Source organism: Streptococcus nidrosiense, assembly GCF_042140045.1.
In the GTDB taxonomy this organism is placed as follows: Bacteria; Bacillota; Bacilli; order Lactobacillales; family Streptococcaceae; genus Streptococcus; species Streptococcus nidrosiense.
In genome coordinates, this window is sequence record NZ_CP152419.1 from 180,001 (window position 1) to 195,376 (window position 15,376).

Below are 15,376 nucleotides of genomic sequence, written 5' to 3' on the forward strand. Positions count from 1 at the left end.
GTCCCGACTAACCCAGGGCGGACGAGCCTTCCCCTGGAAACCTTAGTCTTACGGTGGACAGGATTCTCACCTGTCTTTCGCTACTCATACCGGCATTCTCACTTCTATGCGTTCCAGCACTCCTCACGGTACACCTTCTTCACACATAGAACGCTCTCCTACCATACCTATAAAGGTATCCACAGCTTCGGTAAATTGTTTTAGCCCCGGTACATTTTCGGCGCAGGGTCACTCGACTAGTGAGCTATTACGCACTCTTTGAATGAATAGCTGCTTCTAAGCTAACATCCTAGTTGTCTGTGCAACCCCACATCCTTTTCCACTTAACAATTATTTTGGGACCTTAGCTGGTGGTCTGGGCTGTTTCCCTTTCGACTACGGATCTTAGCACTCGCAGTCTGACTGCCGACCATAATTCATTGGCATTCGGAGTTTATCTGAGATTGGTAATCCGGGATGGACCCCTCACCCAAACAGTGCTCTACCTCCAAGAATCTCTAATGTCGACGCTAGCCCTAAAGCTATTTCGGAGAGAACCAGCTATCTCCAAGTTCGTTTGGAATTTCTCCGCTACCCACAAGTCATCCAAGCACTTTTCAACGTGCCCTGGTTCGGTCCTCCAGTGCGTCTTACCGCACCTTCAACCTGCTCATGGGTAGGTCACATGGTTTCGGGTCTACGACATGATACTAAGACGCCCTATTCAGACTCGGTTTCCCTACGGCTCCGTCTCTTCAACTTAACCTCGCATCATATCGTAACTCGCCGGTTCATTCTACAAAAGGCACGCTCTCACCCATTAACGGGCTCGAACTTGTTGTAGGCACACGGTTTCAGGTTCTATTTCACTCCCCTCCCGGGGTGCTTTTCACCTTTCCCTCACGGTACTGGTTCACTATCGGTCACTAGGGAGTATTTAGGGTTGGGAGATGGTCCTCCCAGATTCCGACGGATTTCACGTGTCCCGCCGTACTCAGGATACTGCTAGGTACAAAGACTATTTTGAATACGAGGCTATCACTCTCTTTGGCTGATTTTCCCAAACCATTCTTCTATAATCTTTGAGTCCACATTGCAGTCCTACAACCCCGAAGAGTAAACTCTTCGGTTTGCCCTTCTGCCGTTTCGCTCGCCGCTACTAAGGCAATCGCTTTTGCTTTCTCTTCCTGCAGCTACTTAGATGTTTCAGTTCACTGCGTCTTCCTCCTCATATCCTTAACAGATATGGGTAACAGGTAGTACCTGTTGGGTTCCCCCATTCGGAAATCCCTGGATCATCGCTTACTTACAGCTACCCAAGGCATATCGTCGTTTGTCACGTCCTTCTTCGGCTCCTAGTGCCAAGGCATCCACCGTGCGCCCTTATTAACTTAACCTTATTTTTCTGACCTTTCAGTCATAAACTCTTTATTAATACTACAGCGTTTTCGGTTTATTTTCTTGTTACTATTTGATATAGATATTCAATTTTCAATGTGCATTACTTGGTGATCTCTCACCAATGGAGCCTAGCGGGATCGAACCGCTGACCTCCTGCGTGCAAAGCAGGCGCTCTCCCAGCTGAGCTAAGGCCCCACAAGACCTCTCAAGACTAAACAAGACCAATGTGCTTTCCTTATCCTTAGAAAGGAGGTGATCCAGCCGCACCTTCCGATACGGCTACCTTGTTACGACTTCACCCCAATCATCTATCCCACCTTAGGCGGCTGGCTCTAAAAGGTTACCTCACCGACTTCGGGTGTTACAAACTCTCGTGGTGTGACGGGCGGTGTGTACAAGGCCCGGGAACGTATTCACCGCGGCGTGCTGATCCGCGATTACTAGCGATTCCGACTTCATGTAGGCGAGTTGCAGCCTACAATCCGAACTGAGACTGGCTTTAAGAGATTAGCTTGCCGTCACCGACTTGCGACTCGTTGTACCAGCCATTGTAGCACGTGTGTAGCCCAGGTCATAAGGGGCATGATGATTTGACGTCATCCCCACCTTCCTCCGGTTTATTACCGGCAGTCTCGCTAGAGTGCCCAACTGAATGATGGCAACTAACAATAGGGGTTGCGCTCGTTGCGGGACTTAACCCAACATCTCACGACACGAGCTGACGACAACCATGCACCACCTGTCACCTCTGTCCCGAAGGAAAACTCTATCTCTAGAGTGGTCAGAGGGATGTCAAGACCTGGTAAGGTTCTTCGCGTTGCTTCGAATTAAACCACATGCTCCACCGCTTGTGCGGGCCCCCGTCAATTCCTTTGAGTTTCAACCTTGCGGTCGTACTCCCCAGGCGGAGTGCTTAATGCGTTAGCTGCGGCACTAAACCCCGGAAAGGGTCTAACACCTAGCACTCATCGTTTACGGCGTGGACTACCAGGGTATCTAATCCTGTTTGCTCCCCACGCTTTCGAGCCTCAGCGTCAGTTACAAGCCAGAGAGCCGCTTTCGCCACCGGTGTTCCTCCATATATCTACGCATTTCACCGCTACACATGGAATTCCACTCTCCCCTCTTGCACTCAAGTTAAACAGTTTCCAAAGCGTACTATGGTTAAGCCACAGCCTTTAACTTCAGACTTATCTAACCGCCTGCGCTCGCTTTACGCCCAATAAATCCGGACAACGCTCGGGACCTACGTATTACCGCGGCTGCTGGCACGTAGTTAGCCGTCCCTTTCTGGTAAGATACCGTCACAGTGTGAACTTTCCACTCTCACACTCGTTCTTCTCTTACAACAGAGCTTTACGATCCGAAAACCTTCTTCACTCACGCGGCGTTGCTCGGTCAGACTTCCGTCCATTGCCGAAGATTCCCTACTGCTGCCTCCCGTAGGAGTCTGGGCCGTGTCTCAGTCCCAGTGTGGCCGATCACCCTCTCAGGTCGGCTATGTATCGTCGCCTTGGTGAGCCGTTACCCCACCAACTAGCTAATACAACGCAGGTCCATCTGGTAGTGATGCAATTGCACCTTTCAAGCAGATATCATGCAATATCTACTGTTATGCGGTATTAGCTATCGTTTCCAATAGTTATCCCCCGCTACCAGGCAGGTTACCTACGCGTTACTCACCCGTTCGCAACTCATCCGGAGAAGCAAGCTCCTCCTTCAGCGTTCTACTTGCATGTATTAGGCACGCCGCCAGCGTTCGTCCTGAGCCAGGATCAAACTCTCATTAAAAGTTTGAGTTCTCACTCATTTCTGTCACTGACAGATTTATTGTTTTTTTCATTGTTCAGTACTACAACCTTAGTTGTAGTGCCCTGCACATTGGTTCGTCTTGTTCAGTTTTCAAAGGTCTTTGTCACTCGTTTCTCTCAAGTGACAACTATATTAGTATATCACAGTCGCTTTCGCTTGTCAACACTTTTTTGAAACTTTTTTTAATTTTTTTCATTCAGTGTTCCAACTGCTTCATACTATAGTCCGTACGGGATTCGAACCCGTGTTACCGCCGTGAAAAGGCGGTGTCTTAACCCCTTGACCAACGGACCGGAGTTGTTATTTTCAACTCTTACTATTATACCGACTTTTCTTACTTTGTCAACACCTTTTTTTAATTTTTTTTAGAAGTCTTGTAATGTTTCCTTCAGCTCTCTGAGAAGGGCTTTGCGGCCTTTAAATCGTTCGTCTGCCCAGAGGCGTTCGTAGGCTTCTTGTTTATCTTCTGGTAATTTTCTTCTATAAGTATTCAACAATTCATGAAGGGCGTAGTAATCATCCAACCACAATCCTCCTTCTGGTAGACGATGGCTAATTTCTCCTACTTCTTCGTAGGCCATCCGGTCTAGGCGACGTTTTTGACTCTCTTGTTTTCTAACGCTATCAAGGATTCGATTGCGAAATTTTGTTTTGAAGTAGACGTAGAGTTTCTTTTCTTCTTCCACTAGTTCTGGATGATATTCTAGAAGTTCATGGAGACAGATCATGCCTTCTTGGTCCCAATCCTCTTTCTCCCACAGGTGGAGATAGTAGTCTTTTCTACATTTATGAACAATTCCTTTTACCTTCGCATAATACTTTTCAAGCATTTGCTTTCCCCCTTTCTCTGCTTGTAGTATAGCAGAGAAAGGGGGAAAGAGGGGCTTTGGTTTCTGTCTTGTGTTTTTTCAAGTCTGTAATGTTATTGATTATGAGTTTGTAATTCACATAAAGCTTGCTAGTTTTTCATGGTCTAATTTTCAGACAAAGCAAAAAGCCCACTGTTGTAGGCTTTTTGTAAAACAAATCTTAAAATTAAAGCATTTTGTTGTAGAATAGATTTTATATAAGTTATACTTCATCATACTTTATAAAAGTTGATTCCATCAAGTTTTTATAATTCCTTCATTAAATAGAGTAAATTAAACTTCACTCAATGGTAGACAAATTAGAGTACAAATTTCAAGATTGATGAGTTCAGCAGGCAAGCAGAAAGTACCGTTAAGGTGCTTTTTAGTTTTCCTGACTTAATTCCAATATTTCTATCACCTTTTGAACAATTTCCCTATGCTGTGGATAATTCTGAATTTTTAATAGAAGCTCTGTCATCTCTGTATCTTGTACTACCGAATAAGGTAAGAAAAAATCGCTTAATGGAATATCTAAAGCATCTACAATCTTGATAAAGGTTTCTAAAGATATATTTCTATGTCCGTTCTCTATTTGACTAATATAAGGAACGCTTAAATTTGTTCTTTCTGCTAATTCTTGTTGTGTAATTTTCTTTGAAACTCGTAAATCTCGGATTTGATTACTTATATTTTCTAGTATGTCATTCATCCTCTTAACCTCTGTGTTATATCTACTATCTATCTTATAGATTAAATAATCTGGTTTACACTATCTATAGTTAAATTTTTACAAGAAACTTATTCTATGGTTTAAATTTCTGTGATATAATTATAACTATAGGGAAATAATGCATTAATTTATTTAATTAAAGTTAAAGCACAGGAGGTCATATAAATGATTAAAAAACTCAAGGAAATGAGCAAAGAACAAAAAATTATAGGTAGCTTTGTACTATTACTTATACTCATTATGTTCTTCACACTATTAACTAGCGGTAGTACCGAACACTCACAAGCTCAAACTAAGGCTAATGATTCTGTCAATCAGACTTCACAAGTTAAACAGTCTAGTTCATCTTCCTCTACTTCATCTTCTAGTAGTGAAACTAGCTCTAAAATAGAGAAATGGTCTCCAACTGGACATGTAGCTGTAGACGCTTATCTAAATACCCCACAAATTAAAATCATACTACGAGCCAAAGCAGTTAGAGAGATAGCATACAAACTCTCTAACACAGATAAACTCTACGAAGTTGAAGCTGAGGTAATTGGGATTGAAGAAAAAGATGAATACCGTGAGTACAACATAACAGGTAAGAAACTTCTTATTCGTACACCTGAATCACTAGCTGTGAAAATGAATGAACTTATGGTCTATACAGGAAATACAGTATCTATAGAAAAATATGATTCAAACGGTAAAGGATCGTTAGTAATCAGTGAAGTGAGAAAAACAGAGAAAGCACAAGAAGAAGAAAAAGCAAGTATCGAAGCCTCTAAATCAAAAGTGGAAGAAAGCAAAGCATCTTCACGAGAAAAAGAGCAAGAACAAGCTTCATCTCACACCACAACCACTCCTACACAATCGTCTACACCTGCTCCACAATCAAATTTAAGACCGTTCAAAAACTGTAAGGAAGCACGCAAAGCAGGACGTGTAAACATACCTGCTAGTGACCCACAATACGGTCCATGGTTAGATAGAGATAAAGACGGATACGGATGTGATGAATAGGAAAAAAGTTCTTATTCTACTGTCACTACTACTTATTATCATTGGCACATTTACAGCATACTTAACCACTCTGGCACAAACAGACTACCAGATAGCTGTGAACAGACTCCAAAAGATAAGTTTAGAGGCTGTGGAACAAAAAATACAACATCAAGAAAGCTTTTACCTATACACAGGGAGAGAGAGTTGCCCATATTGCCAAGAATTTGTTCCAAAGCTAGCAAAAGCAGTAGATAAAACTAAGATAACCGTGTATTACTTGGATAGTGAGCATATAGACAAGACTAGTTGGAATAGCTTCAAAACAAATGTAGGTTTCAAAACAATCCCCAATCTCACTTACTTCACAAATGGTACAGCATATGACATATTACCGAAAGCAAGTCAAGCTAGTGTTGAAGTAATTGAATCATTTATAAGGAAGGAATAGATAATAAATAAACTGCGATAATATTTTTATCATACTAAATAGATTAAGAATAAGTTGTAAACTAGATAATCTTGATGTTGCTATTTCATAAAGAGAAAAAACCGAAAAATATTATACAACTATATGTTAGGAGGACAAATATGGGAAAAATTTTTAAATACTTTATAGGATTTGCGTTGATATTCTATTCTTTATGCGCCTTTTATTCTTGTGTAGATACAAATAATAATAAGCAACAATATGCTGAAGATACTGAGCGCGTTACTAAACTAGTCGAAACACTGGAAAGCAATACAAAAAATAATAAATCAAACATAACACTAGAAGAGGCTTTAAAACTCGTTTCTGACGATAGTGAATTAGCATCTGTTAGAAAGGAGATTAATAAACTAGAGGAAACATACAAAAACGATTATGAATACAAATTTAGCAGTTTATCTAATCGTGTAAACGAAGTAGAATTAAAACTTAATAAGCAAATTGAAAATATTAAACAGAAGCTTGAGGAACAAAAAGAAGAGGAAGAGCGACAAGAGCGGGAAAAACAGAAAAAATTACAAGAGGAAGCTGAGAAAAAATCTAAAGAATCTGAAAACAAATCTAAAGAAGAAACTAAAAAGATTGACTTAGATGCTTATTATAACGCAATTCAAACTGGTGTAGATAAAGTGAATACACAATTAGGAGTCAATATGCTCGAAATGGAAAAAACTTCAGTAACACCAGGTATCAAAATTATTTTGACAGAAAATAATGCTTCGTATTCAAACAAAGAACTCAGAGCAATTATTAGTGCACTAAATAAATCTTTGTATAAGATTGCCAAATCCCACGGAGTAAACAGTCCTAGATTCTATTACACTCTCAGCGATGAAGAAGTCGCTGTAAATCGATACGTAATGGCACCTGATGAAGTTAAATTTTCTGGAATATTAAAATAGGAGAGCACCAATGAACATAGGAAAAATTATTAGAATAACCGAAGACACTATTTATGTAGGATACGAAGATGGAAGTTTAAAGGAAATCAATATCGAGAATTGTGACTTTGAACCTGTAATTGGCGATTATGTAGAAGTTTATGAAGGCATTGTCATAAAAGTTGACGCCAACAAAAGAAAAATGGGGAAAAAAGGCCAATCTAAAAAAATAGGAATTATAGTCACTCTACTACTACTGTTTGTAATTATTGTTATAAGTTTTATAAGTACTAAAGAACAAATTTCAAACAATCAAACAACTTCAAGTTCAACATCAAAACAAATTTCATCATCCAAAAAAAGTAGCTCCACCTCTTCATCTTCCTTAAAGGAAAGTAGTTCCAGTTCCTCATCCTCAGTACCATCAAAAACTAAGATTACTATAGATAGCGATAAATCAAATTATAGTGAAGTAGATTATAACAAGTGGAATCATGATGAGATAGAATTAAATACTAAAGTAAAAGTCTATGGTAAAGTTTTACAAGCTATGGAGGACGGTAAATCCTACACACTACGAGTAGCTATTAATGATGACTATGATAAAATTATCTTAGTTTCTATTCCAGCTGAATACAATAATAGAGTCATAGCAGAAGATGACCATATTACACTGTACGGATTGGCTACAGGAAGACAGAGTTACGAAACTGTCTTTAAAGCTACAAAGACTTTACCATACCTGATTGCCTATATGTACGAAAACTAATACTACATGAGAAACAAAACACAGAACAAAATCATTCACGTCTCAGATAAACATGTAATTATACTACTTAATACAAATGAGACAATAACTATTCCTATTCATGAACTATCTTTTGTTCCAAAAGTAAATGATACTGTTGAAGTTTACCGAAATCAGAATCAGATAGTTATTTATCCTTTACTACAGAACAATAAAAAATGGATTGTCATAGCTCTAATTTCACTTCTGTCCCTTATCATTATTGGAACAACTTTCTTCCTCTTCAATAACTCAAATGGTAGCACAGAAATAATAGAAAATCATTCTTCTCCACAAATTTCCTCTACTTCTTCTAGTTCCTCCTCATCATCCACCTCTTCCTCATCCACTTCATCTACCACAAGAGCTACGGAAACTAGTATTATTGATACTACAGCAGAAGAACTTAGGGATATGGAAAATGACGGCACACTTAAAACAGGACAACTCTACCGCTTCACAACCAAACTGATACGTCAGGAATATTGGGAAGAATATTCAGGACATTTTAAAGCTCTAAATACATATCATACTATTTGGGTAGAAGCTAGCAATGCACCTATTACTGGTGTACAAGTACAAATTAAGAAATCTATGATTGAGGGATGGCAAGAAGGAGCAACCGTTACTTTCACAGTCAAAATCATGGAAGACTCTGAAAAATTTCAATTCTGGGTTGCTACTGATGCTACACTTATCACGATTCCAACAGAAGAAAAGCACACAGAAAGTACAACACAAGAAATTGACTCACAGGCTATTCTACATGGAGACTACTCAAGTATAGCTGGTACTTGGAGGAATGAAACAGGATACGAATTAGTATTTAATAAGAATGGTTTAGTAAAAGGAGGACAGATAAGTAAAGCAGGGATTTCAAACGAAGGAGTTATAGGACTTGATGTCAGAACAGGACCTACAGGATACGGAATAGAAATTTATCCTCCTGGTATAAGTATCCCCTTTAAACGTTTTGAAAATAATCGTTTAATATCGGCTGAAGATAAATCTGATAAAACAAAAATTAGAATTATAGCTGGACAAAATGCTCTAACTAGCTCAGAACAAGTTTTTTATAAAACAGACTAAATTACAATTGACTCTACTTATAAAATATACCTTAACATCTGAAAATCCCTACAATTACTCATTGCAGGGATTTTGTATATCCTTTATATCACATGAATCTCTTTCAGACAATTCCACATTACTAACATATTTTTGATATAGAGAGTAATTGCTGAATAACAAAATTCACATACAGCCATTACTATTCTATTTTTTAATCGACCTTTAGAATTCCCATTATCACGCGCATTACTAATCACAAACATAAAAAGATAAATTGATACAGTTGTACAGTAAAAACTGATAGTCGAATCAATAAAACACTAGCAACTCGTTTAAACACACGTTTCAAACATGCTGGTGTACCTAATATTGGATTCCACAGTTTTAGGCACACACACGCTAGTTTATTGCTTAACTCTGGAATACCCTACAAGGAACTTCAGCACCGTTTAGGTCATTCCACATTGGCTATGACCATGGACACTTACAGTCATCTCTCCAAAGAAAAAGCAAAAACAGCCGTCTCATTTTATGAGAAAGCTGTTAGTTCATTATGAGTGATGACAAAAATGATGACAAACCCAGAAATCAACGTTTTAAGACAAAGCAAAAAGCCCACTGTTGTAGGCTTTTTGTAAAACAAATCTTAAAATTAAAGCATTTTGTTGTAGAATTCAACGACAAGTGCTTCGTTGATTTCTGGGTTGATTTCATCGCGTTCTGGCAAGCGAGTCAATGAACCTTCCAATTTTTCAGCGTCGAATGATACGAATGCTGGACGTCCAAGAGTTGCTTCTACTGCTTCAAGGATAGCTGGAACTTTCAATGATTTTTCACGAACTGAGATCACTTGACCTGGGGTTACACGGTATGATGGGATATCAACGCGTTTTCCGTCAACAAGGATGTGGCCGTGGTTTACGAATTGACGAGCTTGACGACGAGTAGTCGCAAGACCAAGACGGTAAACAACGTTATCCAAACGACGTTCCAAAAGAAGCATGAAGTTGAAACCTAGGATTCCGCCTTTGATTTTTGTAGCTTGTACGAACAAGTTACGGAATTGTTTTTCACCTACACCGTAAGTGAAACGAAGTTTTTGTTTTTCAGCCAATTGCAAACCGTATTCTGACAATTTAGAACGGTTGTTTGGTCCGTGTTGTCCTGGTACGTAGTTACGACGTGCCAATTCTTTACCTGTACCTGTAAGTGAAAGGCCAAGGCGACGAGCTTGTTTCCAAGATGGTCCTGTATAACGTGACATGTGAATGTCCTCCTGATATAAATAATATTTCGGTGGAAATAGTCACTTAGAAAGCCCTGATTCGTGCAGATGCCCTTCGCCTAAACAGCCAAGGTTACTTATTATAAGACACCTGTTGACGAGCTTCATGCTTTCCTGCTGATATTTCACACAAAATCCATTTTACCATGAATCGCTGGATTTGTAAAGGGGGGTTAAGCTTTATTTTCACTACCAGAAAGGTTGAGAAGGAGGGTAAAGGTGCTTCCTAGGCCGTACTGGCTGGTAACTGTGATTTCTCCACCTAATTGATGGGCCAATTCACGCGCAATCGCAAGGCCTAAGCCATGACCACCTGTTTTCATATTACGCGAAGTTTCGACACGATAAAGGCGTTTGAAAATATTCTCCAAGTCCTCTGGGGCAATCCCCTGTCCCTCATCCTTCACACTGATTGAAAGCTGGCTCTTCTCCAGTTTAGCTACCACCTCCAGCTTGGTTCCTGGTGCAGAGTATTTAAAAGCGTTATTAACCAGATTAACCAAGATACGAGAAAGTTTGGCATAATCTCCTTCAATCCGTGCAGACTCAGGAATCACTTGCAAGTGGACATCTCTCTCCTCCTGCTCAATCAAAAATTGAAATTCACTCATGCACTCAATCAAGAGCTGATCCAGAAAAATGCTGTCTTTTCCAGTCGTCTTCTCCTGATTTCTAGTTGTATTTAGGGTCAAAAAATTCAACTCCTCAACCAGTTTATTGAGCCTTTCTGTCTGGCGTCCAATGGTTGCTAAATAATGGGCTTGTTCTCCTTCCTTGATAACCCCGTCCAAAATCCCTTCTACCGTCGCTTGGATCGAAGTGATGGGGGTCTTGATATCATGCGACAACTGGGCAATCATCAAGCCCTTTTCTCGTTCGCTTTCTTCCAAGGAATCAAAGGTTGCTTGCAAATCATGGGACATTTCATTAAAAGCCTGGCCTAATTGCTGAAATTCCACAGGCCCTTGAACATCAAGATTTGAAGGAAAATCCTTGTCCGCTACTCGCTTGGCATGTTCCTTCAGTTTACCCAATGAAGTAAAGACTGGTGATAGGAGATAGAGACTAATCCCAGCACCAACAAAACTTGCCATGAGAGTCATTCCCACTAGGAAATAAATCTCTCTTTCGTCAATTAACATTCGCTGGACTGCCCAAAAAACTACGATAATTGTTAGGAGTGTTGAAATGATATAACCTACTAGAATATAACTTTTTAATTTCATTGACTACCTCGTGCTTTCTCAATTTTGTAGCCCAAACCCCAGACGGTTTTGATGGTGGGCGTTTCTGGACTGGCATATTTAGCCAACTCCTGCCTCAATGCATGAATATGAACATTCAAGGTATTAGTATCATCCACATAGTCTTCTTGCCAGACCTTTTCATAGAGATCTGTCTTAGAGAAAACCCGCTCTGGATTGCTGGCTAAAAGCCATAGAAGTTCGAAGGATTTGACTGTCAAATCAAGCGCCACATCTCCGACTTGGACCTCATGGCTACCGTGATTCATCCGTAAATCCCCGAGACTGACAACCTCTGTCTCACCTCCACGATGAAGGCGACGCAAGATATTGTGGACACGCAAAACCAGCTCACGTGGGCTAAAGGGCTTGGCAATAAAGTCGTCAGCCCCCAAGCTCAGGCCATAAATCTTGTCCTGCTCACTGGTCTTAGCCGTTATAAAGAGAAAAGGCTGATCTGGAGATTGATACTGAACTTCGCTAATCAAATCATAACCATCCATCCGAGGCATCATGATATCTGTAATGATCAAATCAATCGGTTTTCGCTTGAAGATTTCTAAGGCCTCTACCCCATCATGAGCTACCAAAACCTGATATCCTGCCTGAACCAGATAACGTTGATGAATATCTGTGATTTCTATCTCGTCGTCAACGAGTAAAATTGTCTTTCCCATCTGTATCTCCTTTGAAAAAAACAGTGCTATACCACAATAGTATAACACTATTTTTATCTCTTTACGAACATTCTAAACGATATCTGGATTTTTCAAATCCTAGATAGAAAGTCTGTAACTAGACTAGTCATTTTCCTCTTTTTTAGCTTTCAAACCGAGGCCACCTAATAGTCCTGCCAAGGCGAGTCCAAAGAATCCAAGAGTAGCCATTGATGTTTGGGCTTCACCAGTATATGGAAGCATGTCTTTTTTGTCTTTCATTTGATCAGTCATCATTGGACTTGATACCTTGTTATTAGATGCCATCTTGCCTTCATCAGACATTTTGCTTGAGGCTGCTGAAACTTGATCTTGTTTCATACTTGGTGTTACCATAGGCTGGCTAGCATTCATGGTTTTATCTTGCTCTTTGTTAGGCATCATCTTATCCAGGCTAGCAGCTGGCATTTGAGCTTTCATATTAGAAGCACCTTGATGACTATTCATCATTGGAGTCGGCATAGCTGAACCATTAGAAGATGGAACGAAACCTGACTGCATCGGAATAAGAGACTGATGTCCATTCAAGTTCACTGTCAAATCCTTAGTCGCTACCAGATTTGTCAAATCGGCCTTGCCATCTTTTGCACCATACACTTTAATAGTAGCTTTATAGATTTGAGTGCCGTTTTGTTTTAACAAGTCAAGCAACTCTTTGTCAGATTTGCCTTGGGTACCTGCCAAGTCTACTTCGTAGAAGTAAAGGCCTTTGCCCAATTTCTCTACTGGTGGGATAGCAGAATTTTTGGCTGAGCCGTTGTCGGACCATGGGGCTTTGTCTGAGGCTTTCAAGATAAGGCGAGTCAACATGCCGTCGCCGGCGAAGAATTCGTATGGAATGACTTGGTTAACTCCGGCTGTGAATGGGCCTGGGAAGTTAGCCTTGTCCAAGTAAGAAGATGGGACATCTACTGTGTCTTTGGTGTTGTCGGCCACACCTTTTTGAACTTCAGTAGGGGTGGTCAAGCCGTTCAAGTTGACATCCAAATCCTTAGTCGCTACGAGGTTGCTCAAATCTGCTTTGCCATCTTTCGCACCGTACACTTTAATAGTAGCTTTATAGCTTTGAGTGCCGTTTTGTTTTAACAAATCAAGCAACTCTTTATCTGATTTACCTTGAGTACCTGCCAAGTCTACTTCATAGAAGTAAAGGCCTTTGCCCAATTTCTCTACTGGTGGAAGGGCCGGATTTTTGGCTGAGCCGTTGTCTGACCATGGGGCCTTATCGGATGCTTTTAAGATGAGGCGGGTCAACATGCCGTCGCCAGCGAAGAATTCGTATGGAATCACTTGGTTGACTCCGGCTGTGAATGGGCCAGGGAAATTAGCCTTGTCCAAGTAAGTAGCTGGAACATCAACTGTGTCTTTGGTATTATCAGTCACGCCTTTTTGAACTTCAGCCGGGGTGGTTAAGCCGTTCAAGTTGACATCCAAATTTTTAGTGGCTACAAGATTAGTTAAGTCAGCTTTGCCATCTTTCGCACCATACACTTTAATAGTTGCTTTATAGCTTTGTGTGCCGTTTTGTTTTAACAAGTCAAGCAACTCTTTGTCAGATTTGCCTTGGGTACCTGCCAAGTCTACTTCATAGAAGTAAAGGCCTTTGCCCAATTTCTCTACTGGTGGAAGAGCAGGATTTTTAGCTGAACCGTTGTCTGACCATGGAGCCTTGTCTGAGGCTTTCAAGATAAGGCGAGTCAACATGCCGTCGCCAGCGAAGAATTCGTATGGAATGACTTGGTTAACACCGGCTGTGAATGGACCAGGGAAATTGGCTTTATCCAAGTATGTAGCTGGGACGTCTACCGTGTCTTTAGTGTTGTCGGCTACACCTTTTTGCACTTCGGCTGGAGTGGTTGCTGGTTGATCTTCACTTGCTTCACGGTCTTGTCCAGTAACTGCAGGCGCAGGATTTGTCGCAGGTTTAACCACATCTTCTGTTTCTTTCTTAGATTCAGGTTTTGCTTGCACTTCTTCTTTTGGCGCTACCACTTGGTCTTTAGCAGCTACATCCGCTTTTTCTGGTGAGCTTGTAGTATCCAAGCTTGCTTTAGGTGCTGAGTCTGCCTGCTCTGAAGGAAGAGCTGTATCGACTGCTTCTTTGAGAAGTTCTGCTGGTAAGTCGCTCTTTGCACTCACCGAATCTGTATCTGGCACGACTTGAGCAGGGGTCGGATTGACCACATCGGCACGTGCAGAACTTGGTTGCCCGACTAGGACAAAGAAGCCACTGGCCACAACAACTGAGGCAACACCGACACTAAGACGGCGAATAGACCAACGAGTATATCTTTGATTTGGATTGAATTTCATAGGATTCTCCTTAGAGTTTTTCTTTATTTGATGACTCTAGTATAATCTCCTAAAATTAAAAAGGATTAAGAAAAAGTTAAAATTTTTCTTAAATCCCTCTTATAAAATACTTATATTGACTCAATAGTCATTGAAAAAAAGAATAGTCATTCCTCTTCTACTCACTGAGGCTTGCTAGGGTATCCAAATATTGGTTATTGATCACTGCCATGATATAGGAGTCAGCTTTCAATAGATCATTTGGTCCAAACTGTACATCCAAAGGAGCATTTTCGTAGTCACGAAAACCGAGGATATTGAGATTGTACCGTCCTCTAAGATTTAATTGGCTAAGGCTCTTTCCTACCCACGATACAGGAACTTTCATTTCTACAATTGAGACATTCTTGTCTAACTGAAAGACATCTACACTATTATGGAAGAGAATCGTCTGTGCCAAAGAGCGTCCCATCTCAAACTCTGGTGAAATGACTGAGTCTGCACCTATTTTTTCAAGGACTTTTTTTGCTGTATGGCTTTTAACCTTAGCAATAACAGTCGATACACCCAGACTCTTGCAATGCATGACTGCTAGAACACTAGACTCTAGATTTTCACCAGTTGCGACGACTACTGTATCACAAGTATCAATCCCCGCTGATAGCAAGAGGTCCTCATCTGTGATGTCACCAACAACGCCACGCGCTAAGACCGGTTCAAATTGATTGATTCGTTCCTCATGGTCGTCAATGGCTATGATATTTACATCATGCTTAGCGAGAGCAGCCAGAACACTACTCCCAAAAATACCCAAACCTAAAATTCCGATTGTCCGATCTGACATAGTTTATCC

12 protein-coding genes, 2 tRNA genes, 2 rRNA genes and 1 pseudogene (1 of these 17 cut by a window edge) are annotated in these 15,376 nt (G+C 40.6%); 6 read left to right on the plus strand and 11 right to left on the minus strand.

The window, feature by feature from the left end; translation table 11 throughout:
- The 6 genes from AAFQ93_RS00855 to AAFQ93_RS00880 form a co-directional block, all read right to left on the minus strand.
- A 23S ribosomal RNA gene (locus AAFQ93_RS00855) occupies positions 1–1,376 on the minus strand (it extends 1,524 nt beyond the left edge of the window).
- A gap of 126 nt (positions 1,377–1,502) precedes the next feature.
- Positions 1,503–1,575 (minus strand) — tRNA-Ala (locus AAFQ93_RS00860).
- A 50-nt stretch (positions 1,576–1,625) separates the two neighbouring features.
- Positions 1,626–3,171, minus strand: a 16S ribosomal RNA gene (locus tag AAFQ93_RS00865).
- Together the 16S and 23S rRNA genes with 2 tRNA genes alongside form the textbook arrangement of a ribosomal RNA operon.
- Before the next feature lie 242 nt (positions 3,172–3,413).
- Positions 3,414–3,485: transfer RNA gene (locus tag AAFQ93_RS00870), tRNA-Glu, on the minus strand.
- A gap of 72 nt (positions 3,486–3,557) precedes the next feature.
- Positions 3,558–4,022, minus strand: coding sequence for a sigma-70 family RNA polymerase sigma factor (locus AAFQ93_RS00875; protein WP_223140124.1), 465 nt, complete (start codon positions 4,020–4,022; stop codon positions 3,558–3,560).
- 403 nt (positions 4,023–4,425) lie between these two features.
- Positions 4,426–4,752 carry a helix-turn-helix domain-containing protein gene (locus tag AAFQ93_RS00880; protein ID WP_375555375.1) on the minus strand — a complete coding sequence of 109 codons (327 nt, stop codon included), beginning with the start codon at positions 4,750–4,752 and terminating at the stop codon, positions 4,426–4,428.
- Between the two features lie 186 nt (positions 4,753–4,938).
- Between AAFQ93_RS00880 and AAFQ93_RS00885 the strand changes: the two genes are divergently transcribed.
- The 6 genes and pseudogenes from AAFQ93_RS00885 to AAFQ93_RS00910 form a co-directional block, all read left to right on the plus strand.
- Positions 4,939–5,778 (plus strand): excalibur calcium-binding domain-containing protein, encoded by an 840-nt coding sequence (locus tag AAFQ93_RS00885; protein WP_375555376.1) that lies wholly within the window; start codon positions 4,939–4,941, stop codon positions 5,776–5,778.
- A complete protein-coding gene (locus AAFQ93_RS00890) occupies positions 5,771–6,208 on the plus strand; it encodes a thiol-disulfide isomerase (protein WP_375555377.1) in 438 nt (145 codons plus the stop codon). The genes AAFQ93_RS00885 and AAFQ93_RS00890 overlap by 8 nt, the downstream gene beginning before the upstream one ends.
- A gap of 140 nt (positions 6,209–6,348) precedes the next feature.
- Positions 6,349–7,149 carry a hypothetical protein gene (locus AAFQ93_RS00895; RefSeq protein ID WP_375555378.1) on the plus strand — a complete coding sequence of 267 codons (801 nt, stop codon included), beginning with the start codon at positions 6,349–6,351 and terminating at the stop codon, positions 7,147–7,149.
- A 10-nt stretch (positions 7,150–7,159) separates the two neighbouring features.
- Positions 7,160–7,897 (plus strand): hypothetical protein, encoded by a 738-nt coding sequence (locus AAFQ93_RS00900; RefSeq protein WP_375555379.1) that lies wholly within the window; start codon positions 7,160–7,162, stop codon positions 7,895–7,897.
- 6 nt (positions 7,898–7,903) lie between these two features.
- Positions 7,904–9,004 carry a DUF6287 domain-containing protein gene (locus tag AAFQ93_RS00905; RefSeq protein WP_375555380.1) on the plus strand — a complete coding sequence of 367 codons (1,101 nt, stop codon included), beginning with the start codon at positions 7,904–7,906 and terminating at the stop codon, positions 9,002–9,004.
- Between the two features lie 293 nt (positions 9,005–9,297).
- Positions 9,298–9,543: pseudogene (locus tag AAFQ93_RS00910) on the plus strand (tyrosine-type recombinase/integrase); the annotation flags it as partial.
- A gap of 95 nt (positions 9,544–9,638) precedes the next feature.
- Here AAFQ93_RS00910 and rpsD read toward each other — a convergent pair.
- The 5 genes from rpsD to AAFQ93_RS00935 form a co-directional block, all read right to left on the minus strand.
- Entirely contained in the window at positions 9,639–10,250 is a 612-nt protein-coding gene (gene rpsD / locus AAFQ93_RS00915) for a 30S ribosomal protein S4 (protein ID WP_000092756.1), read from the minus strand.
- 194 nt (positions 10,251–10,444) lie between these two features.
- Complete coding sequence (locus tag AAFQ93_RS00920) at positions 10,445–11,497, minus strand: sensor histidine kinase (RefSeq protein ID WP_375555381.1); 1,053 nt, start codon at positions 11,495–11,497, stop codon at positions 10,445–10,447.
- Positions 11,494–12,192, minus strand: a complete 699-nt coding sequence (locus AAFQ93_RS00925; protein WP_375555382.1) for a response regulator transcription factor — start codon at positions 12,190–12,192, stop codon at positions 11,494–11,496. The genes AAFQ93_RS00920 and AAFQ93_RS00925 overlap by 4 nt, the downstream gene beginning before the upstream one ends.
- A 123-nt stretch (positions 12,193–12,315) precedes the next feature.
- Complete coding sequence (locus AAFQ93_RS00930; protein WP_375555383.1) at positions 12,316–14,544, minus strand: SSURE domain-containing protein; 2,229 nt, start codon at positions 14,542–14,544, stop codon at positions 12,316–12,318.
- A gap of 157 nt (positions 14,545–14,701) precedes the next feature.
- Positions 14,702–15,367, minus strand: coding sequence for a TrkA family potassium uptake protein (locus tag AAFQ93_RS00935; RefSeq protein ID WP_301559177.1), 666 nt, complete (start codon positions 15,365–15,367; stop codon positions 14,702–14,704).
- Positions 15,368–15,376 lie beyond the last annotated feature (9 nt).